The following is a 21,117-nucleotide window of genomic DNA, read 5'->3' on the forward strand; positions in this document are numbered from 1 at the left end:
TTATTCCGGCTGCCAGGCGTCGTAGTCGCGCCGCTCGGCCGGCTCGGCCCGATAAAGCGACCCCGCCGGGTGATAGGCCGCCGGCGTCCCCGTCTGGTTCGGGGCATGCGGCTTTTCCCAGGGCTTGTGCGGCAAGGGCTGCCGGGTCGGCGGCTCCTTGTAGGTGTGGTGCAGCCAGCCGTGCCATTCGGGGGACACGCGGCTGGCCTCGGCCTCGCCATTATAGATCACCCAGCGCCGCTTGCCGCCCTTGGACTGGTAATAGACATTGCCCTGGTCGTCCTCTCCCACCCGTTCGCCGTAAAGGCGGGTCCATAGCTGGGTGTTGAGCGTCTGGCTGTTCCACCAGGTCAGGGCGCGCAAAAGTAACGACATGGGCGGAAACCTCTTGGATCGGTGCTGGCCGAGATATGGCGCAAACCGCGCCCAAGGTCCAGAGAGGCGCTGACCTCCGCGCTGCCCCGGGCTTCTTTCTTGTTCAAATATCCTGGGGGGAGCCTCTGCACGCCCCGTTGAGGGGCGGGCAGAGGCGGGGGGCAAAGCCCCCCAATTCCAGCGCCGCCGTCACTCCATGAAGAACGCGAACCGGATGACGAACAGCGCCGCCACGATCCAGGTCGCCAGATGCACCTCGCGCGCGCGGCCCGTCAGCAGCTTGATCGCCGCGTAGCTGACGAAGCCGAAGGCCAGGCCGTTCGCGATGGAATAGGTGAACGGCATCATCAGCGCGGTCAGTACGGCCGGCGCGCTTTCGGTCACATCGCCCCAGGTGATCTCCTCGAACTCGCGCACCATCAGGCAGGCGACATACAGCAGCGCCGGCGCGGTGGCATAGGCTGGCACCGACCCGGCCAGCGGGGCAAAGAACATCGCCAGCAGGAACAGACCCGCCACGACCAGCGCGGTCAGCCCGGTGCGCCCGCCCGCCTGCACGCCCGAGGCGCTTTCGACATAGGCGGTGGTCGAACTGGTGCCCAGCATCGAGCCCGCCAGGATCGCCGTCGAGTCTGCCATCAGCGCGCGGCTCAGCCCCTTGTTCGTATGCGCCGGCCCCTTGGTCAGAAGCCCGGCGCGCTTGGCAACGCCGATCAGGGTGCCGGTGGCGTCGAACACCTCGACCAGAACCATGACCAGGATGACGTGAAAGATGCCCACGGTCAGCGCACCGGCGATGTCGAGCTGCAGGAAGGTCGGCCCAATCGACGGCGGCATCGACACGATCCCGCCGAACGGGCTTGCCCCGATCAGGATGGACACCACCGTCACCACCAGGATGCCGATCAGGATCGAGCCACGCACCTTCAGCGCGTCCAGCGCGGCGATGATGAAAAAGCCCGCGATGGCCAACAGCGTGCCCGCCGCCGTCAGGTCGCCCAGACCCACCAGGGTCGCGGGGTTGCCGACGACGATGCCCGCGTTCTTCAGCGCGATCAGCCCCAGGAACATGCCGATGCCCGCGGCGATGGCGCTGCGCATGGAATGCGGGATGCCCGCGATCAGCCAGCGCCGGATCCCCGTCGCCGACAGGAACAGGAACACCAGGCCCGAGATGAAGACCGCCCCCAGCGCCTGCTGCCAGGTAAACCCCAGCGCGCCGACGACCGTGAAGGCGAAAAAGGCGTTCAGCCCCATGCCCGGCGCCATGCCGATGGGCCAGTTCGCCCAAAGCGCCATGATGGCCGAACCCAGCGCCGCCGCAAGGCAGGTCGCCACGAAGACCGCGTTCCGGTCCATGCCCGTCGTCGACAGGATGTCCGGGTTGACGAAAATGATGTAAGCCATGGTAAGGAAGGTGGTGATCCCCGCGATCACCTCGGTCCTGACGCTGGTTCCGTTGGCCGCAAGGCCGAACTGTTTTTCTAGCATGTAACCTCCCACCGGCGGTTGGCCCGCCGTGACAGCGACACTAGAACCCCGCATCTTCAACGCCTATGCCGGCTCCAGCGACAGAGTTTCAATGGTTTATTAAGAAAGCCAGGATTTTCAACGAAACTGGTGCTCTGTTTATAGAAATTCGCGCCTTGCCTCGAAGGGCGGCAGGATGATGAGTGCATTTAAAGCCTTACGACAAGAAGGAAGCAAGCGATGCGATACAGCCGCGACATGATCGGCTATGGTCAGAACACCCCGGACCCGCGCTGGCCCGGAGGCGCCCGGATCGCGGTCCAGATCGTCATGAACTACGAGGAGGGCGGCGAGAACAGCATCGAACACGGCGATGCCGCCTCGGAAGCCTTTCTGTCGGAGATCATCGGCTGCCAGCCCTGGCCCGGCCAGCGTCACTGGAACATGGAATCGATCTATGACTATGGCGCCCGTGCCGGCTTCTGGCGGCTGCACCGCATGTTGCAGGACGTGCCGATCACCGTCTACGGTGTCGCGACCGCCCTTGAGCGCGCGCCCGAACAGGTTGCCGCCATGCAGGCCGCCGGATGGGAGATCGCGACCCACGGGCTGAAGTGGATCGACTATCGCGACGTCCCGCGCGAGGTCGAGGCCGAGCACATCGCCCGCGCCGTCGAGCTGCACACCCGCGTCACCGGCGAACGGCCGCGCGGCTTCTACCAGGGCCGCACCTCGATGAACACGGTGGCGCTGGGATGCGAGGAAGGCGGCTTCGAATACCTGGCCGACACCATCGCCGACGACCTGCCCTATTGGCATGTCCATGACGGCAAGCCGCAGCTGATGGTGCCCTATACGATGGACGCCAACGACATGCGCTTCTCCAGCGGCCAGGGCTTCGGCACCGGGGTCGAGTTCTTCGACTATCTGCGCGACAGCTTCGACGTGCTTTATGCCGAAGGCGAGGCCGGCGCGCCCAAGATGATGTCCATCGGCCTGCATTGCCGCCTGGCCGGGCGCCCCGGCCGCGCCATGGCGATCCAGCGTTTCCTGGACCACGCGCGCAGCCACGACGGCGTCTGGTTCGCGACCCGGCTGGACATCGCGCGGCACTGGGCGCGCGAACATCCGTATCAGCCCCGCCAGCGCCCCTCGCAGATGGGACGCGAGGAGTTCGTGGAAAAGTTCGGCGGCATCTACGAACATTCGCCCTTCATCGCCGAACGGGTCTGGGACGGTGAGATGGGTGCGATCCACGACACACCGGCGGGCCTGGCCGCGCGCATGGCGCAGGTGTTCCGCGGCGCCTCGGACCAGGAACGGCTGGGCGTGCTGGTCGCCCACCCGGACCTTGCCGGCAAGCTTGCACAGGCCAAGCGGCTGACGGCGGAAAGCACGTCCGAACAGGCCTCGGCCGGTCTGGACGCGCTGACCGACGCCGAACGCGAGACCTTCCAGCGCATCAACGCCGACTATGTGGAAAAGCACGGCTTCCCCTTCATCATCGCAGTGCGCGACCATGACAAGGCGGGCATCCTGGCCGCCATGCAGCGCCGGCTGGCCAACGACACCCCGACCGAGCGCGCCGAGGCCGAGCGTCAGGTCATGCGCATCGCGGAGCTGCGGCTGCGCGATGCCTTGAAATAAGGGAGGACCCGATGAACCACATTCCGAAAGGCAGCCCCATGCCCGCCCCGACCTATGCCGGCCCCTTCGCGGGCCTGCCTCCGCAGACCGACCTGTCGACTGACACCGCCGTCTTCACCGAGGCTTATGCCGTCATTCCCGCCAGCACGATGCGCGACATCGTGACCAGCTTCCTGCCCGGCTGGCGCGGCATGCGGATGTGGATGATCGCCCGCCCTCTGTCGGGCTTCGCCGAGACCTTCAGCCAGTATATCGTCGAGCTTGAACCCAAGGGCGGCTCGGCCCGTCCCGAAGTGGACGACGGCGCGCAATCCGCGATCTTCGTCACCGACGGCGGCGTCCGGCTGACCGTGGCGGGCGCGGTGCACGACCTGACGCCGGGCGGCTTTGCCTATATTCCCGCCGGAACCGAATGGTCGGTGGAAAACGGCGATCAGACCGCGCGCTTTCACTGGTGGCGAAAGCGCTGGCAGGCGGTCGAGGGACTCGACAAGCCCGATGTCATCATCGCCAACGAACGCGACATCGCCCCGATCCCGATGCCCGACACCGGCGGCAGCTGGGCCACCACGCGGTTCATGGACCCCACGGACATGCGCCATGACATGCACATCACCATCGTGACGCTGACGCCCGGCGGCTCGATCCCCTTTGCCGAAACCCATGTCATGGAACACGGGCTGTTCGTGGTCGAGGGCAAGGCCGTCTATCGCCTGAACCGCGACTGGGTCGAGGTCGGGCCCGGCGATTTCATGTGGCTGCGCGCCTTTTGCCCGCAGTGCTGCTATGCCGGCGGGCCGGGGAACTTCCGCTATCTGCTGTACAAGGACGTGAACCGCCACGCGCCCCTTTGGAAATAAGGGAACGCAATGAAAAACCGCCGGCGCAGCACGCCGGCGGTTTTGTCATGTCGGAACGGTCGGCTCAGGCCGCGCGGGCGGTCAGCACGGTTTCGACCTTCTTCTGTGCGCCGGCCTCGTCGATGCCGCTGACGGCGGCGACTTCGCGGGTCAGCCGGTCCAGGGCGGCCTCGTACAACTGGCGTTCGGAATAGGACTGTTCGCGCTGGTCGTCGTTGCGGTGCAGGTCTCGCACCACCTCGGCAATCGACATCAGGTCGCCCGAGTTGATCTTCTGTTCGTATTCCTGCGCGCGGCGCGACCACATGGCGCGCTTGACGCGGGCCTTGCCCTTCAGCGTCTCGAGCGCGCGGTCGATCAGGTCCGGAGTGGCCAGGCCGCGCATGCCGATCTCGGTCGCGCGCGAGGTCGGAACGCGCAGTGTCATCTTGTCCTTTTCGAACGAGATCACGAACATCTCGAGGCGCAGGCCCGCGATTTCCTGTTCCTCGATGGAAACGATGCGGCCGACGCCGTGGGTCGGATAGACCACGAAGTCATCGGGACGGAATTCGGTCTTCTTGGCTTTCGACATAGAACTTCCTTCACAGCGGCGCCGTTCGCGGCGCAAAAAGCCCCAAGGCGGGCATGCTCCCGACCTTTTGGGCCACCATCGGTGTATTGCGATCCAGGCAGGGGCAGACAACCTGGACAGACAACATCGCCGGTCGGGCCACCAAAGCGGCCTGATCGGCGGTATGTCATGAACATAACATAAATTCAGGCCGGAATCAAAGCCGATGGATCGCCCGAGGCCAACAAGAATGCAAAAGCCTTATGCGTCATGTTCCCAGTACCTTACAAGGAACATCGCAAGCACTTTCGAGGTCAGGGAAGCCCGAATCGCGCCGCCCTGACGCAGCGACAGATCAACCGCCCTCGCCGGGGTTGGGAGAGAAATATTTCTCCAGCTTGCCGGGCTGCCCGTCCATTTCCTGGTAGCCGGGCATGGGGTCTTTTTTGCGGGTGATGACGGGCCAAAGCTCGGAGTACTTGCGGTTGAACTCGACCCACTGCTCCATGTCCGGCTCGGTATCGGGGCGAATCGCGTCGGCCGGGCATTCCGGTTCGCACACGCCACAGTCGATGCATTCGTCGGGATGGATCACCAGCGTGTTTTCGCCTTCGTAGAAACAGTCCACGGGGCACACCTCAACGCAGTCGGTGTATTTGCACATGATGCAGTTATCGGTGACGACATAGGTCATGGCGCGTCTATTCCTGTTTCCTGCCCGGCTAGTTACGCCCGGTGGGTTCATCATTCAAGGCCGGCCCGACCGAAAAGACCGGCATCCGAAGCGGAGCAGCCGGTCCGGGGACGGTGATCCAGAATGCGGCTGTCGGGCGAAACGCTGTTCCTTGTGCGGCCCTGATGCCGCGCAAGAATCACATTTCGACTTCCTCGTAAAGGGTTGCTGCCTCGGTCGCGGGGCCGCGCCGCTCTCCCAGGTCCAGGACCCGCAGGACGCGGACCCGCCCATGTGCCGCGACGGTGACCAGATCGCCCCCGCGCAGCACCTGCGCCGGCTTGGCGCAGGGCTTTCCGTTCAGGCGAATGCCGCCGGCCGCAATGGCGTCGGCGGCAAGCGTACGGGTCCGAAACATCCTAGCGTGATGCAGCCAGCGATCCAGGCGGATGCTGGCCGCGCCCTCGAGCTCAGCCACGCGTCCCGCTCACGTCTTGTTCTTGAGCGAGGCGAGAATCGCGAAGGGGCTGTCGGGGTCGACCTTCTTTTCGGGCCGCGGAGGACGCGCTTCGAAGGTCTTGGGTCCCTCGTGACGGGGCTTGCCCTTGTCGAAGCGCGGCTTGCCCTTGGGCCCGCGATCCTGGCGTTCCCCGCCCTGCCCCTGACGGTCGCCGCCGCCCTGACGGTCCGCGCGGTTTTCGTCGCGCCGGCGGGCTTCGCCCCGGGGCTTGCCGTCTTCGCGCGGGCCACCCTGCTGCCGGGCAGCGCCGTCGCGCCCACCCGCCTCGGCCGGCGCACCCTGGCGCGGGCCGCCTTGCGGGTTGTCGCGGTCGCGGCGGGGGCCGCGGTCCTGACGGTCGCCCTGCGGACGCTCGCCCCGTTCGGGACGGCGGTTGCCGCGCGGGCGCGGAGCCCAGGTGAAGGTATAGAACACCTCAAGTTCGGGCGCGGCGGGCTGCTCGCCCTCGGTCGTCGTGCCCTCGCCGGCTTCGGCCGCGGCGGCCTCATCGGCGGCCTTGCGGGCGGCCTGCTCGGCCTCCCAGCGGGCGCGGGTCTCGGCGGCCAGGACGCTTTCTTCCTCGGTCAGCGGATGTTCGTGGTCGGCGTCTTCGGGCGCGGGCGGCGCCGGCGGCGCGACCTCGGTCCGGGCCTTGGGGCGCTCAGCCTTCTCGGCGCGATAGCCAAGCCCGCCCATCAGGCCGGCGAACTGCTCCAGCGTCATGCCGGTGATCGACAGCATGTCGGGCGTCGCCTCGAATCCCGCGCGGCTGTCCTGGGTGCGCAGCATGTCGGCCAGCCGCTCCAGCATGTCGATACGGATCGCGCGCTCGCCCGCCGGGTGATAGCCCGACAGCGTGTAATAGCCCTTGGGCACGTCCGGCAGGTTCGGGATCGTGACCAGCCCGGGCGGCGGGCTTTCGGGGAATTCGGAAAGCCCCTGGTCCAGCCCCCACAGCACCAGCCGCAGCCGGGTCGGCGCGGGCTTCAGCAGCGCCGGCTGGAAGATGGTGAACTGGCCGAAGCGCACGCCATGCTTGCGCAGGTGGCCGCGCGCGTCCTGATCCAGCTCCTTGACCTCATTGGCCACGCCCTCGCGCGGCAGCACGCCCAAGGCCTCGACCAGACGGAAGGCGAAGCCACGCGCAAGCCCGGTCAACGTCTCGTCGTTCTTCAGCGCCAGCAGCGGCTCGAAGGCGGTCGCCACCTTGCGGTCGATGAAGTGCTGCAACCGGCGACGGACCTTTTCGGCGATCTCGGGGCCGGCCTCCTCGTCGACGAAGGGCTCGACGCCGGGCTTCAGCGCCTCGGCCCCCTTGACCAGCTTGCCGACGGCCGAGCTGCCCCACATCAGGCCGCCCTGTTCGGTAAAGTCCAGTTCGGTGTCCGGCGCGTTGTAGAACCGGTCGGCCCGCAGATGGAACTCGGGGCGCAGCGCCTCGTAGGCGGCGCGGGACAGCATCCGCGCCTCGTCCCCGGTTGCGTTCGGATCGGCGCGAAAGCGGAATCCCTCCAGACGGCCGGCGAACTCGCCCTCGACCGTCACTTCGCCCTTGTCATTCACCTCGGCCAAAAGGCTCTCCTTTTGCTTGAGCCGGCGCAGCAGCACTGAGGTGCGCCGGTCCACGAATCTTTGCGTCAATGCGGCATGCAACGCATCCGACAGTCGATCTTCTACCGCGCGCGTCTCGGCCCGCCAATGGGTTTCGTCCGAAACCCACCCCGAACGCTGCGCGACATAGGTCCAAGTGCGAATATATGCCAAACGTTTCGACAATGTGTCGATGTCGCCCGCCGTCTTGTCGATGCGGGACACCTGCGTGGCCAGCCAGTCGCCCGGAACACCGCCGTCTTGCAGAAAGCCGAAGATCCGCGCCAGCATCGTCGAATGCTCGGCCGGCGAGATCGAGCGGAAATCGGGAATCCGGCACACGTCCCACAGCAGGCGCACGTCCTTGGGGTGGGTCACGCGGTCGCGGATCTCGGGCATGGTGGTCAGCGCCTTCAGCGCGCGCAGGTCGTCTGCCTCGCGGCCCCGGGCCAGCCACTCGCTGCCGGGCGAGGCCTCGAGGCTTGCGATCAGCCGCTCGACGGTGCCGAACTCCAGCGCGGCGTTGCGCCACATCAGCCGGCTGATCGGCTGGAAGCGGTGGTTCTCGATCGCCTCGATCAGCCCCTCGTCCAGCGGGCCCGCGTCGCCCGTGACGCCGAAGGTGCCGGGTTCCGTGTGCCGCCCCGCACGCCCGGCGATCTGGCCCAGTTCATGGGGGAACAGCGGGCGATAGCGGCGGCCGTCGAATTTCTCGGTCGCGGAAAAGGCGACGTGCCGGATGTCCAGGTTCAGGCCCATGCCGATGGCGTCGGTCGCGACCAGGTAATCCACCTCGCCCTGCTGGTACATGGCGACCTGGGCGTTGCGGGTCCGGGGCGACAGCGCCCCCATGACCACGGCGCAGCCGCCCTTCTGCCGGCGGATCAGCTCGGCCGTGGCATAGACCTCGTCGACGGAAAAGCACACGATGGCCGAGCGGGGCGGCATCCGGCTGATCTTTTTCGACCCCGCCCAGGACAGGGTCGAGAACCGCTCGCGCCGCATGAACTGCACGCTTGGCACCAGCGCCGCGATGGCGGGCCGCATGGTGTCGCTGCCCAGAAGCAGGGTTTCGTGCAGGCCCCGCATGTGCAGCAGCCGGTCGGTGAAGACATGGCCGCGCTCGGGGTCGGCGCACAGCTGGATTTCGTCGATGGCGACGAAATCGGCGCCGACCTCGGGCATGGCCTCGGTGGTGGCGACCCAGTACTGCACCCGGTCGGGAACGATCCGCTCCTCTCCGGTGATCAGGGCGACGACGCTGGGGCCGCGCGCCTTGACGATGCGGTCATAGACCTCGCGCGCCAGCAGACGCAGCGGCAAGCCGATGACGCCCGTGCGATGGGCCAGCATCCGTTCGATGGCATAATGCGTCTTGCCGGTGTTGGTCGGCCCCAGGACCGCCGTCACCCGAGATCTGTCCTGCATCAGGCGTCCGTGCCCTTCGTGGTTTCTTCAAGCCGCTGCACCGCGTCCTGCGCGTCCTGCTGATGGGGATGGATCGCCAGGCTCGCGCGGTAGGCGGCAAGCGCCCGGGCGTCGTCGCCCAGTTCCTCGAAGATGCCGCCCAGCTGGGTCAGCGCGGCGAAATGGCGCGGCTCGCGCGCCAGCGCCTCGCCCAGGGCCGCGATGGCGGGCCCGGCGTCGCCGTTCAGGTAATAAGCCACGCCCAGCAGGTACCAGCCACCCGCGAAATCGGGCGCGTGGTCGGTCAGCGCGGTCAGGTGGCCGAGGGCGGCCGGCATGTCGCCCGCGTCCATCGCCGCCTCGCCCCGCTTGTAAAGCAGGTCCATCGCGGCCGAGCCGGACCGCGACCAGATCCGCAGGATGTCGGTTTCGGCGCGCGCCCAGGCCTCGCCCTCAGGCTGGGCCAGTTCGGTAAACAGCAGGTCCAGGTCCTCGCGCTCGCGCAGGCGGGCCTTGGCGGTGGGTTCGTCGGGCGCGGCGGGGGCGACCAGCGCGCCTTCGCCCGATTCGGGCGCCTCCTCGGCCACAGGCGGGCCGGCGGGGGGGTCAGCCTGCGCCAGCAGGCTGGCCGGAACCGCCAGCCCCAGGATTAACCCTGCCGTCACGGCAATGTGGAAATGGGGGACTGGCCAGCGCATGATCCCTATGTAACTGTCCCACCAATCCATTTCCAGACTCAGTCAGGGAGAATACTTATGAGCAAAGTGGTCGAGGCCGCCGTGGCCGCGCTGGACCCCAAGGCCAAGGGCTTTGACGGCACAGCCAAGTTCGTGATCGAGGGCGAGGGCGCGGTCTATATCGACGCATCGGGCGCCCGGGCGGCGGACGATGCGGCCGACGTGACCCTGACCGCCAGCCGCGAGACGTTCGAGGGGCTGCTGTCGGGCGACGTGAACCCGACGATGGCCTTCATGACCGGCAAGCTCAAGGTCGACGGCTCGATGCCCACCGCGATGAAGCTCGGGGCGCTTCTGGGCTGACGCGGTGACGCCGGCGCCCTTCAACACGCTGCCGGGCGACCCCCTGCCCATGGCCCGCGCCGTCTGGCTGCGGGCCGAGGACGGGATCCGGCTGCGCGCGGCGCACTGGGCGGCAGGCGGGGCCTCGGGCTCGGTCCTGCTGTTCCCCGGCCGCACCGAATACGTCGAGAAATACAACGCCGTCGCGCTGGACCTGAACGCGGCGGGCTATGACGTCCTGGCCATCGACTGGCGCGGTCAGGGCATGTCCGACCGGCTGCTGGCCGATCCCCGGCTGGGCCATGTCGAGCGGTTTTCCGACTATCAGCGCGACGTGGTCGAACTGGTCGTGGCGGCCCAGGAAATCGGCCTGCCCCGACCCTGGCACCTGCTGGCCCATTCCATGGGCGGCGCCATCGGGCTGGCGGCGCTGGCGGGCGGCCTGCCGGTCGCCTCGGCGGTGTTCTCGGCGCCCATGTGGGGGCTGAGCCTGTCCAACATCATGACCCGCATCGCGATTGGCATGGTGGTCGTGGCCCGCACCTTCGGTCGCCACCAGGGCGTCGCACCCGGCTCGGGCGGGGCCGAGCCCTTCGTGCTCAAGCAGGGCTTCCTGGACAACCTGCTGACCGGCGACGGCACCCGCTGGGGCCGCTTCGTGGCCGAGGCCGACGCCTGGCCCGACCTCGCCATCGGCGGCGTGACCCACCACTGGCTGGCCGAGGCACTGGCCGAATGCCGCCGCCTGGCCGAGATCCCCGCACCGCCCCTGCCGATGCTGGCGGGTCTGGGGGACGGGGAGCGCATCGTCTCGGCCCAGGCGATCCGCGACCGGGTCGCGGCCTGGCCCGGCGCGCGGCTTCTGGACCTGCGATCCTGCCGGCACGAAGCGATGATGGAGCGCCCGGCAGTCCGCGCCGCCTTCCTCGAAGCCGCGACCGCGCATTTCGCGGCCAGCCAGGCCGGCCCTGCGTCCGACAGGCAGGATTTTCACGCCACGGGTTGAAGCCGCCGGGACAAAGCGTCAAATCCTGACCAACAGAAAGGAAAGTTCATGACGATTTCCCCCGCAAGCCGTCTTCTGTTCCCCTGGGCCGCCGCCCCGTCCCTGCCCCACGACGAAAACGCCCAGCCTGTGGCCGCCGCCGCAAACGCCGCCCTGGGCGATCTGCCCGAATGGGACCTGACCGACCTTTATCCCGCCCCCGACGCGCCCGAACTGCAGGCCGACCTGGACACCCTGGCGCGGGCCTGCTGCAGCTTCGCGCGCGACTACGAGGGCAAGCTCGCCTCGCTCGACGCGCCCAAGATGCTGGAATGCATCCAGCGCTATGAACAGATCGACACGCTGGCCGGGCGTATCATGTCCTATGCCGGGCTGCGCTATTACCAGAACACCACCGACGGTTCCCGCGCCAAGATGATGGGCGACCTGCAGGACAGGATCGCCGAGGTGACGACGGGGCTGGTCTTCTTCAGCCTGGAATTCAACCGCATCTCGGACGACCGCTATGACGAGGTGTTCTCGGCCAGCGGGACGGCGCGCTATCGCCCCGTCTTCGACCGGATGCGGGCCATGCGCCCCTATCAGCTGTCGGACGAGCTGGAACGCTTCCTGCACGACAATTCCGTGGTCGGCGCCGCCGCCTGGAACCGGCTCTTCGACGAAACCACCGCCGGCCTGACCTTCGACGTCGAGGGCGAGGAGCTGGGGATCGAGGCGACACTGAACCTGCTGACCGACCACGACCGCGCCCGCCGCGAGGCCGGCGCCAAGGCGCTGGCCGAGGTCTTCGGCAAGAACATCAAGCTGTTCTCGCGCATCCACAACACGCTCGCCAAGGAAAAATCCATCGAGGACAAGTGGCGCAAGATGCCGACGCCGCAGACCGCGCGCCACCTGTCGAACCACGTCGAACCCGAGGTGGTCGAGGCGCTCCGGAATGCCGTGACCGCCGCCTATCCGCGCCTGTCGCACCGCTATTACCGGTTGAAGGCGAAATGGCTGGGCCTCGACAAGCTGCAGGTCTGGGACCGCAACGCGCCCCTGCCCACGGAAAACCCGCGCCTGATCCCCTGGCCCGAGGCGCGCGCCACCGTGCTTGACGCCTATGCCGGCTTCTCGCCGAAGCTGGCCGAGCTTGCCGAGCCCTTCTTCGACCGGGGCTGGATCGACGCGGGCGTAAAGCCCGGCAAGGCACCGGGTGCCTTCGCCCATCCGACCGTGACGACCGTGCACCCCTATGTGCTGCTGAACTATCTGGGCAAGCCGCGCGACGTGATGACGCTGGCCCATGAACTGGGGCATGGCGTCCACCAGCGTCTGGCGGCCGCGCAGGGTGAGCTTCTGTCCTCGACGCCCCTGACGCTGGCCGAGACGGCCTCTGTCTTCGGCGAGATGCTGACCTTCCGCGCGCTCCTGGCGAAGACCACCGATCCGGTCCAGCGCAAGGCCCTGATCGCCGGCAAGGTCGAGGACATGATCAACACCGTCGTGCGCCAGATCGCCTTCTACGATTTCGAATGCAAGCTGCACGCTGCCCGCGCCGAAGGGGAGCTGACGCCCGAGGACATCAACGCGCTCTGGATGTCGGTGCAGGCGGAATCCCTGGGCGACGCCTTCGAGTTCATGCCGGGCTACGAAACCTTCTGGACCTATGTCCCGCATTTCGTCCATTCGCCCTTCTACGTCTATGCCTACGCCTTCGGCGACGGGCTGGTGAACGCGCTTTATGCCGCCTACGAGGACGGGCTGCCCGACTTCCAGGACAAGTACTTCGCCCTGCTTTCGGCCGGCGGCTCGCAGCACCACAAGGACCTGCTGGCGCCCTTCGGCCTCGACGCCTCGGACCCGGCCTTCTGGGACAAGGGCCTGTCGATGATCGAGGCGCTGATCGACGAACTCGAGGCGATGGAGGGCTGACGCGCCGCGACCCGGGGGCGCTTCGCCCCCCGAACCCCCCGAGGATATTTTTTCAGGAAAGAAGACCGGCTTGTGCTTCTTTCTTGCCCAAATATCCCGGGGGGCGAGGAGCGCCCGGAAAAGGTCCGCAGGAGCTTTTCAGCGACGAGCGGGGCGGAGCCCCGGCAACGGCGGGGCCGGCGATCCGCCCACCCCCGACAAGACGAGGGAGAAACCATGATCCGGATCCTGCGGCGCCTTGTCCTGACACTCCTGGCGCTGGCCCTGGCGGCGGCCGTCTTGGTCGCGGTCCTGGGCCCCGCCTGGATCGAGCGGCGACTGAACCCGGTGACCGACGCGGGGGACAAGGTCGCCGTCTCGGCGCGGGCGCAGGCGCTGCACGACAGCCTGGTCATCGCGGACTGGCATTCCGACGCGCTGCTCTGGGATCGCGACCTCCTGAAGCGCGCGGACCGCGGCCACACCGATGTTCCCCGCCTGGCCGAGGGCAATGTCGCCGTGCAGGTCTTTACCACCGTCACCAAAAGCCCGCGCGGCCAGAACTACGACCACAACAGCGCCGAGGCGCCCGACAACATCACGCCGCTGTTCATCGGCCAGCTGCGGCCCATCCCCAGCTGGTTCAGCCTCAAGGAACGCGCGCTGGTCCAGGCCGAGGCGCTGAACCGCGCGGCCGAGGCCGCGCCGGACAACCTGATGCTGATCCGTTCGGCCCATGACCTGCAGACGCTGCTCGAGGCGCGGCGCAAGGGTGCGCGCACCCTGGGCGCCATCCTGGGCTCGGAAGGCGGCCACCCGCTTCAGGGCGACATCGCGAACCTGCGCGTGCTTTACGGCGCGGGCTTTCGCCTGATCGGCCTGACGCATTTCTTCGACAACGAACTGGGCGGCAGCCTGCATGGCGAAGGCGGCAGCGGCTCGGGCCTGTCGGAATTCGGCCGCCAGGTCGTGCGCGAGATGCAGGAGCGGCGCATGATCGTGGACCTGGCCCACGCCAGCCCCCAGATGGTGCGCGACGTGCTGGCCATGCCCGGCACCCGCCCGATCCTGTCCCATACCGGCATCCACGGCCATTGCCCCAGCCCGCGCAACCTGTCGGACGATCTGGTGCGCGCCATCGCCGCCAAGGGCGGGGTCATCGGCATCGGCTATTGGGCGGACGTGAACTGCGGCGGCACCCCGGCCGACATCGCGGCCTCGGTCAAGGCCGCCATCGCACTGGTCGGAGAGGACCATGTCTCGCTCGGCTCGGATTACGACGGCTCGGTCGATGCGCCCTTCGACGCGTCGCGGCTGGCGGTCCTGACCCAGGCGCTGATCGACGCGGGGCTGAGCGATGCGCAGATCGCCAAGGTGATGGGCGGGAACATGATCCGCTATCTGGCGCAGAACCTCTAAAAGGCCCGACCGGCACGCCACGGCCTGACGGCGCCGGTCGGCCCCCACTGGCCACCCTTCCAAAGCGGCGTTCCGCCCGCGGCGGCGCCGCTTTGCCACCCCTGAACAGCCTGACAATAGTCCAATTTGTCGCAGCCCGACATGACGCAGATCAAACGCCCCGCTGATCCGCCCGCGGCAAGGCGCTTTCCCTTGCCCCCGCCCCGCCGGGCATGAGATAACGCCGGCCCAAGAACAGACGAGCAGGTGCCATGGCCGACGATCTTTTCCCCGCCTCTGACCGGGCCTCCGACAGCTACTCGGCCGCCTCGATCGAAGTGCTCGAGGGGCTTGAGCCCGTGCGCAAGCGGCCCGGCATGTATATTGGCGGCACCGACGAACGCGCCCTGCACCACCTGGTCGCCGAAATCCTGGACAACGCGATGGACGAGGCGGTCGCGGGCCATGCCACCCGCATCGAGGTCGAGTTGCTCGCCGATTTCACCGTCATCGTACGCGACAACGGCCGCGGCATCCCGATCGACCCGCATCCCAAGTTCCCCGGCAAGTCCGCGCTCGAGGTGATCCTGTGCACGCTGCACGCCGGCGGCAAGTTCTCGGGCGACGCCTACCAGACCTCGGGGGGGCTGCACGGGGTCGGCGCCTCGGTCGTGAACGCGCTGTCGGACAGCATGGTCGTGCAGGTCGCGCGCAACCGCGAGCTGTTCCAGCAAAGCTTCTCGCGCGGGATCCCGCAGGGCCCGGTCCAAAAGGTCGGCGCGGCCCCGAACCGGCGCGGCACCACGGTCAGCTTTCACGCTGACGAGCAGATCTTCGGCCATCACCGCTTCAAGCCCGCCCGGCTGCTGAAGATGGTAAAGTCCAAGGCCTATCTGTTCTCGGGCGTGGAAATCCGCTGGAAGACCGAGATCGACGATGGCGAAACGCCGGTCGAGGCCAGCTTCCATTTTCCCGGCGGGCTGGCGGATTACCTGAACGAACAGCTGACCGGCGCCTCGACCTATGCCGAGCGGCCCTTTGCCGGCAGCGTCGATTTCAAGGAAAAGTTCGGCGTCCCCGGCAAGGTCGACTGGGCGATCAACTGGACGCCCTCGCGCGACGGCTTCATCCAGTCCTATTGCAACACCGTCCCGACACCCGAAGGCGGCACGCATGAGGCCGGCTTCTGGTCCGCGATCCTCAAGGGCATCCGTGGCTATGGCGAGCTGATCAGCAACAAGAAGGCCGCGAACATCACCCGCGACGACCTGCTGACAGGCGGCTGCGCGCTGGTCAGCTGCTTCATCCGCGAACCCGAGTTCGTGGGCCAGACCAAGGACCGCCTTGCCACGACCGAGGCCGCGCGTCTGGTCGAGGGCGCCGTGCGCGACCATTTCGACAACTGGCTGGCCGCCGACACCAAATCGGCGGGCGCGATCCTGGATTTCCTGGTCCTGCGGGCCGAGGAGCGCCTGCGCCGCCGGCAGGAGAAGGAAACCGCCCGCAAGTCGGCCACGAAGAAGCTGCGCCTGCCCGGCAAGCTGGTCGATTGCTCGGCCACCAACCGCGAGGGGACCGAGCTGTTCATCGTCGAGGGCGACAGCGCGGGCGGCAGCGCCAAGATGGCGCGCGAACGCCAGACCCAGGCCCTGCTGCCGCTGCGCGGCAAGATCCTGAACGTGCTGGGCGCGGCCAGTTCCAAGCTGGGCTCGAACCAGGAGATCAACGACCTCTGCCAGGCGCTGGGGGTCAGCATGGGGTCGCGCTTCAACATCGACGACCTGCGCTATGACAAGATCATCATCATGACCGACGCCGACGTGGACGGCGCGCATATTGCCAGCCTGCTGATGACCTTCTTCTTTACCCAGATGCGGCCGCTGATCGACAAGGGGCACCTGTATCTGGCCTGCCCGCCGCTTTACCGCCTGACCCAGGGCGCGCATCGCGTCTATGTCGCGGACGACGCCGAGAAAGAGGCGATGCTGGCCCGTGGCCTGGGTGGCAAGGGCAAGATCGACGTGCAGCGCTTCAAGGGCCTGGGCGAGATGGACGCCAAGGACCTCAAGGATACGACGATGAACCCCAGGACGCGCAAGCTGATCCGGGTGTCCATCGACGAGGACGAGGGCGGCGAGACCGGCGATCTGGTCGAACGCCTGATGGGCAAGAAGCCCGAGCTGCGCTTTCAGTTCATCCAGGAAAATGCCCAGTTCGCGGATGCCGAGGAACTGGACGTCTGATGCTGGCCGCGCCGCTCGCGATCTACGCGCTCGCCGCGCTGGCCGAGATCGCCGGCTGCTTCGCCTTCTGGGCCTGGGCCCGGCTCGGGCGCTCGGCCTTGTGGCTGGTGCCCGGTATGCTGTCTCTGGCGCTGTTCGCCTGGGCGCTGACGCGGATCGAGACCGATTTCGCCGGCCGCGCCTATGCCGCCTACGGCGGGATCTACGTCGCCGCCTCGCTCGGCTGGCTGTGGCTGACCGAGGGGCAGGTGCCCACCCGCTGGGACCTGCTCGGCGGCGGCCTGTGCATCGCGGGGGCGATAGTGGTCCTGGCGGGCGCACGGGCCTGAGCCGCCTTGTCCGGGCGTCGTATCAGCCCCTGCCCGCTGTATTTCGGCGCGGCGGTGCCGTATTCAGAACGAAACGATTCAGGTCAGACATGCGAACACATCTTGCCGCCCTCCTTTCCCTCATGGTCATCGCCGGTTGCGCGGCCGGTCCCGGCACCGTGGTCAAGGGCGCCGGGCCGGACGAGCTTTTGAAGCTGCGCGAAGGCCCCGGCCTCAACTACCGGATCATCCTCGGCCTTCCCGACGGTACGCGCCTCACGCGCCACGACTGCGTGACCAAAGCCGGCAAACGCTGGTGCCGGGTCTCGCTCGCCGCCAAGCCCGGCGTGTCGGGTTATGTGTCGGCGGACTATCTGTCCGAGTCCTGATTTCCCGCTGCCGGGCTAGCAGGGGCTCTGGTCGCTACGCCGGCCGGAGCGATACCGGATTGCTTTTAGCGGGCCGTCAAGTGTCGGCGTTGCGGGACGGAGCGGCCGGTCAGAGTAGACCTGCCTAACAGCCTTTCCCATTGTTCATTCGGCTTGAAGACTCTTGCACGCACAACGCGCCCGACTGTGGTTCGCAGAGTTACCCTCGGATACCCCCCAAACATTCTCTTCCCCAAGTTTTTGAAGACTCCCTGGCTTGGTCAGGCGATCACTCTCGCGAAGATCGGAAATCCGTTTGAGAAGCTCTGGTACCGCGAGCGTGTTAGGAGGCTCGATGAAACCTGCATCTAGTCTGATTGTGTCATAGTTAGAGCAATTTATCAGAGTGAACCGCTGCGCATGTCCGCGAGGGTCGTTCGGCTTTTTCGGGTATTCTTCAGTCGCGAGGCCAACATATGACCCTCCTTCATAGCTGGCAGGATGCTCCACCAATACGCGGTCGGGGTGGCGTGACGGACCCTGCCACCCGCATTTGTCGAGGCTTGCTCCCACTGAGGCAGGCTGCTCGACGCATGAAGATGCTAAAAGGGTGACTGCAAAAAATGCGATACGCATGTCCCGCTCTGAACCTGTAAGCCTTTGCCCAGAGCTTTACCCCCTTCGTGACCGGCAGCAATGGCTTTAAAACCGCATCCCCCACCGAAACCCGACCCCCTCGGTCCCGATCCCGAAGCTCGCCGCGCCGAAGCTGACCCCGATCAGCGCGCCGGTGAATACCTGCTCCGGGGTATGCTCGCCCGCGTGCACCCGGCTCCAGCCGGTCAGCCCGGCCGCGCCATAGGCCGCCGCGCCTGCCCAGGGCTTGTCCTCGAAACACTTCCCCGCCAGATCGCCCGCGCCAAAGAACGCCGCCGCGGTGTGGCCCGAGGGGAAGCCCTTGCCCTCGCCCGAGGGGCGGCGCGAGATCGGCGCGCCGTCGAAGAATTCCTTCATGCCCCAGACCAGCGCCGCCTGCAGGGCGCCCCGCACGGCGAAATCCTCCAGCCGGTCCTGATCGGCGGCGCAGGCGGCGGCGGCCAGCGGCAACCCGTATTTCATCGCCGTGCCGAACTGTTCGAACGGGTCCGCCGCCGCCGGGGATGCGAGGGCGGCGACGAGGGTCAGCGATGTTGCGCAACGGCTGCGTGCGTTGCGCGCTGTGACCGCGCGCCGCGTCGGTGCAAGAAACCCAGCAATCACCGGGATTTTCGCTGTGACAGCCGTGCACAGGGCGTACACCGGCCGTACACCGGCGATGCACCGGACTTTGCGCCGCTCCATCACCCCCCCAGCCGGATCACCCGGTCCATGCGCCCCGCCAGATCCATGTTGTGCGTCGCGATCAGCGCCGAGAGCCCGGTCTGGCGCACCAGGCCCATCAGCACGTCGAAGACCTTGTCCGAGGTCGTGGGGTCCAGGTTCCCGGTCGGCTCGTCCGCCAGCAGCAGCGCGGGCGCATTCGCCAGCGCCCGGCAAAAGGCCACGCGCTGCTGTTCGCCCCCGGAGAGCTGCGCCGGGCGGTGATCGGCGCGGTGCGACAGCCCGACACGGCCCAGCAGGTCCGCCGCCCGGGCCCGCGCCGCGCCCTGGGAAACGCCGTTCGCCAGCTGCGGCAGAACGATGTTTTCGGCGGCCGAGAATTCGGGCAGCAGGTGGTGGAACTGATAGACGAAGCCCAGCGAGACGCGGCGCGCCTCGGTGCGGGCGCGGTCGCCCTGCCCGGTCATGTCGCGCCCGTTCAGCACCACGCGGCCCGCGTCGGCGGTGTCCAGCAGACCCGCGATATGCAGCAGCGTCGATTTCCCGGCCCCCGAGGGCGCGACCAGCGCCACCACCTCGCCCCGCGCGACCGAGAGCGACAGATCCGACAGCACCGGCACCGGGGCCGGGCCGCCCTTGCCGTAGGTCTTGGAGATCGCGTCCAGAACCAGAACGTCATTCATAGCGCAGGGCCTCGACCGGGTTCATCCGCGCCGCGCGTCGGGCGGGAAAGATGGTGACGACGAAGGACAGCGCCAGCGACAGGCCCACGGCCTTGGCGACATCCACCCAGCGCAGCCGCGCCGGCAGTTCATAGATGCCGCGGACCGAGGCGTCCCATGCGCCCCCGCCGGATATCCAGTTCACGAAATCCAGCACATGCTGGACGTTCAGCGCGAAGGCCACCCCCAGCGCGACGCCCGCGACCGTGCCGATCACCCCGGTGAAGGCCCCGCAGAGGAAAAACACCCGCAGCACCGAGCCCTCGGTCAGGCCCATGGTGCGCAGGATGCCGATGTCGCGGCCCTTGTTCTTGACCAGCATGATCAGCCCCGAGGTGATGTTCATCGAGGCGATCAGCACCAGGATCGACAGGATGACGAACATCACGTTGTCCTCCATCGTCAGCGCGCGCAGGAAGCTGCCCGAGGCATCCTTCCAGGTCCAGATCTGCGCGCGTTCGCCGGCGGCGGTCAGCAGCGCCGGGGTCAGCGCGTCCACGCGCTCGGGGTCCTGCACGAAGACCTCGATCTCGTCCGCGACGCCCTCGCGGTTGAAATAGGACTGCGCCTGAGACATCGGCATGTAGACGCGGGTCTTGTCGATGTCATAGCGCCCGGCCGAGAAGATATAGACCACGTCATAGCTTTCGATCCGGGGCGTGGTGCCGAAGGCGGTCTGCGCCCCGCGCGGGGAAATCAGCTGCACCCGGTCGCCGACGCCCACGCCCAGGTCGCGCGCAAGCTCGGCCCCAATGGCGATGCCGCGGTCGAAATCCTCGATATTGCCGCCGGCGGTCGAGGGGTTGGAAATGCGCGGCATGGCCTTCAGATCGGCCAGCGTCACCCCATAGACCTCGGCCACGTTGTTGGAATCGTTGGCCGAGACCATCACCTGGCCGCGAACAACCGGGGTCGCGCGGGTGACGCCCGGGACGGCCGCCAGCCGCGCCGCCAGCGCGTCCGCATCCTGGATCGTGCCGGGCACGACATAGGTTTCCTCGGTCAGATCGTTATAGACCGAGGTCGGCATGTAGGACACCGAACTGTGGGCGTTCGCGCCCAGGATGGTGTCGACGAACTCGGCCCGGAACCCCGCCCGCACCGCCAGCGTGGCGATCAGCGCGGCCACGCCCAGCATGATGCCGATCAGGCTGATCCAGGTCATCACGCTGACCCCGCCCTCGGCCCGGCGGGCGCGCAGGTAGCGCCAGGCGATCAGGAATTCGTAGCGCGAGAACGGGCGGGAACTGGCCATCGGTCACCTTGGGTTTGGTTCGGGACTGATTGGCGCGGGCGATCACGAAAGGCAAGGCTACAAGGGCGTGAGGGGGGCGTGGGGATGGTGCGAGGGGGGCCATGGCGGACGGTCGGCTACTTCGTCGTTGTTTGCGTCTTACAGGCTGCCGAGGCTCTGATGATGTGACCGCCCCCCCGACGGCTTCGCTGTGCCAGGGTGGGTCTGGGACGATCCACAGAGGGGAGAGGTCATGTCGGAGATTACCACGATCGGGCTCGATCTTGCGAAGCATGTGTTTCAGCTTCACGGGGCCGACGCTTCTGGGCGAGCGGTGCTGCGCAAGAAGCTTCGGCGGGACCAGGTGCTGGCGTTCTTCAGCCAGCTACCATCCTGCGTCGTCGTGATGGAGGCGTGCGGTGGCGCCCATTTCTGGGGTCGTGAGATCGGGAAGCTGGGCCATGAGGTGCGGCTCATCCCGCCGGCCTATGTGAAGCCCTTTGTGAAGCGCCAGAAGAACGATGTCGCC

19 protein-coding genes and 1 pseudogene are annotated in these 21,117 nt (G+C 67.4%); 10 read left to right on the forward strand and 10 right to left on the reverse strand.

Annotated elements, in window-relative coordinates:
* Entirely contained in the window at positions 1-375 is a 375-nt protein-coding gene (locus tag BU28_RS0108675; protein WP_028719129.1) for an NADH:ubiquinone oxidoreductase subunit NDUFA12, read from the reverse strand.
* A gap of 189 nt (positions 376-564) precedes the next feature.
* Positions 565-1,866 carry an NCS2 family permease gene (locus tag BU28_RS0108680; protein WP_028719130.1) on the reverse strand — a complete coding sequence of 434 codons (1,302 nt, stop codon included), beginning with the start codon at positions 1,864-1,866 and terminating at the stop codon, positions 565-567.
* A gap of 219 nt (positions 1,867-2,085) precedes the next feature.
* Between BU28_RS0108680 and puuE the strand changes: the two genes are divergently transcribed.
* Positions 2,086-3,492, forward strand: a complete 1,407-nt coding sequence (gene puuE / locus BU28_RS0108685) for an allantoinase PuuE (RefSeq protein WP_028719131.1) — start codon at positions 2,086-2,088, stop codon at positions 3,490-3,492.
* Positions 3,493-3,503: 11 nt separating this feature from the next.
* Positions 3,504-4,352 (forward strand): bifunctional allantoicase/(S)-ureidoglycine aminohydrolase, encoded by an 849-nt coding sequence (locus BU28_RS0108690; protein WP_233144968.1) that lies wholly within the window; start codon positions 3,504-3,506, stop codon positions 4,350-4,352.
* A gap of 64 nt (positions 4,353-4,416) precedes the next feature.
* On the opposite strand, the gene BU28_RS0108695 is transcribed toward BU28_RS0108690, so the two are convergent.
* The 5 genes from BU28_RS0108695 to BU28_RS22455 form a co-directional block, all read right to left on the reverse strand.
* Positions 4,417-4,926 carry a CarD family transcriptional regulator gene (locus BU28_RS0108695; RefSeq protein WP_028719133.1) on the reverse strand — a complete coding sequence of 170 codons (510 nt, stop codon included), beginning with the start codon at positions 4,924-4,926 and terminating at the stop codon, positions 4,417-4,419.
* A 334-nt stretch (positions 4,927-5,260) separates the two neighbouring features.
* Positions 5,261-5,599 carry a ferredoxin FdxA gene (gene fdxA / locus BU28_RS0108700; RefSeq protein ID WP_028719134.1) on the reverse strand — a complete coding sequence of 113 codons (339 nt, stop codon included), beginning with the start codon at positions 5,597-5,599 and terminating at the stop codon, positions 5,261-5,263.
* Between the two features lie 178 nt (positions 5,600-5,777).
* Positions 5,778-6,056: a S4 domain-containing protein gene (locus tag BU28_RS0108705; protein ID WP_028719135.1), complete on the reverse strand. Its 279-nt coding sequence runs from the start codon at positions 6,054-6,056 to the stop codon at positions 5,778-5,780.
* A gap of 9 nt (positions 6,057-6,065) precedes the next feature.
* Positions 6,066-9,095, reverse strand: coding sequence for a helicase-related protein (locus BU28_RS0108710; RefSeq protein WP_028719136.1), 3,030 nt, complete (start codon positions 9,093-9,095; stop codon positions 6,066-6,068).
* Positions 9,095-9,772 (reverse strand): tetratricopeptide repeat protein, encoded by a 678-nt coding sequence (locus tag BU28_RS22455; protein ID WP_081791322.1) that lies wholly within the window; start codon positions 9,770-9,772, stop codon positions 9,095-9,097. The genes BU28_RS0108710 and BU28_RS22455 overlap by 1 nt, the downstream gene beginning before the upstream one ends.
* Positions 9,773-9,829: 57 nt before the next feature.
* Here BU28_RS22455 and BU28_RS0108720 point away from each other — a divergent pair, with 57 nt between their 5' ends.
* The 7 genes from BU28_RS0108720 (at position 9,830) to BU28_RS0108750 (ending at position 17,333) form a co-directional block, all read left to right on the forward strand.
* Entirely contained in the window at positions 9,830-10,114 is a 285-nt protein-coding gene (locus tag BU28_RS0108720) for an SCP2 sterol-binding domain-containing protein (RefSeq protein WP_028719138.1), read from the forward strand.
* 4 nt (positions 10,115-10,118) lie between these two features.
* Positions 10,119-11,099, forward strand: coding sequence for an alpha/beta fold hydrolase (locus tag BU28_RS22460; protein ID WP_051578053.1), 981 nt, complete (start codon positions 10,119-10,121; stop codon positions 11,097-11,099).
* A gap of 48 nt (positions 11,100-11,147) precedes the next feature.
* The gene (locus BU28_RS0108730) at positions 11,148-13,016 is read left to right on the forward strand and encodes a M3 family oligoendopeptidase (protein WP_081791323.1); all 1,869 of its coding nucleotides are present in this window, start codon (positions 11,148-11,150) and stop codon (positions 13,014-13,016) included.
* A gap of 216 nt (positions 13,017-13,232) precedes the next feature.
* Positions 13,233-14,414, forward strand: a complete 1,182-nt coding sequence (locus BU28_RS0108735) for a dipeptidase (RefSeq protein WP_028719140.1) — start codon at positions 13,233-13,235, stop codon at positions 14,412-14,414.
* Between the two features lie 251 nt (positions 14,415-14,665).
* Complete coding sequence (gene parE, locus BU28_RS0108740) at positions 14,666-16,636, forward strand: DNA topoisomerase IV subunit B (protein ID WP_028719141.1); 1,971 nt, start codon at positions 14,666-14,668, stop codon at positions 16,634-16,636.
* Positions 16,633-16,965 (forward strand): YnfA family protein, encoded by a 333-nt coding sequence (locus BU28_RS0108745; RefSeq protein WP_028719142.1) that lies wholly within the window; start codon positions 16,633-16,635, stop codon positions 16,963-16,965. Before parE ends, BU28_RS0108745 begins: the two co-directional genes overlap by 4 nt.
* A gap of 89 nt (positions 16,966-17,054) precedes the next feature.
* Entirely contained in the window at positions 17,055-17,333 is a 279-nt protein-coding gene (locus tag BU28_RS0108750) for an SH3 domain-containing protein (protein ID WP_028719143.1), read from the forward strand.
* 681 nt (positions 17,334-18,014) lie between these two features.
* Here BU28_RS0108750 and BU28_RS0108755 read toward each other — a convergent pair.
* From BU28_RS0108755 to BU28_RS0108765, 3 genes are all read right to left on the reverse strand, one after another.
* A complete protein-coding gene (locus BU28_RS0108755) occupies positions 18,015-18,431 on the reverse strand; it encodes a phosphatase PAP2 family protein (RefSeq protein WP_036762427.1) in 417 nt (138 codons plus the stop codon).
* A gap of 221 nt (positions 18,432-18,652) precedes the next feature.
* Entirely contained in the window at positions 18,653-19,315 is a 663-nt protein-coding gene (locus BU28_RS0108760) for an ABC transporter ATP-binding protein (RefSeq protein WP_028719145.1), read from the reverse strand.
* Positions 19,308-20,609 carry a lipoprotein-releasing ABC transporter permease subunit gene (locus BU28_RS0108765; protein WP_028719146.1) on the reverse strand — a complete coding sequence of 434 codons (1,302 nt, stop codon included), beginning with the start codon at positions 20,607-20,609 and terminating at the stop codon, positions 19,308-19,310. The genes BU28_RS0108760 and BU28_RS0108765 overlap by 8 nt, the downstream gene beginning before the upstream one ends.
* Before the next feature lie 232 nt (positions 20,610-20,841).
* Between BU28_RS0108765 and BU28_RS0108770 the strand changes: the two are divergent.
* Positions 20,842-21,117 (forward strand): annotated as a pseudogene (locus BU28_RS0108770) (IS110 family transposase); the annotation flags it as partial.

It is taken from the genome of Paracoccus yeei ATCC BAA-599, assembly GCF_000622145.1.
GTDB lineage: Bacteria > Pseudomonadota > Alphaproteobacteria > Rhodobacterales > Rhodobacteraceae > Paracoccus > Paracoccus yeei.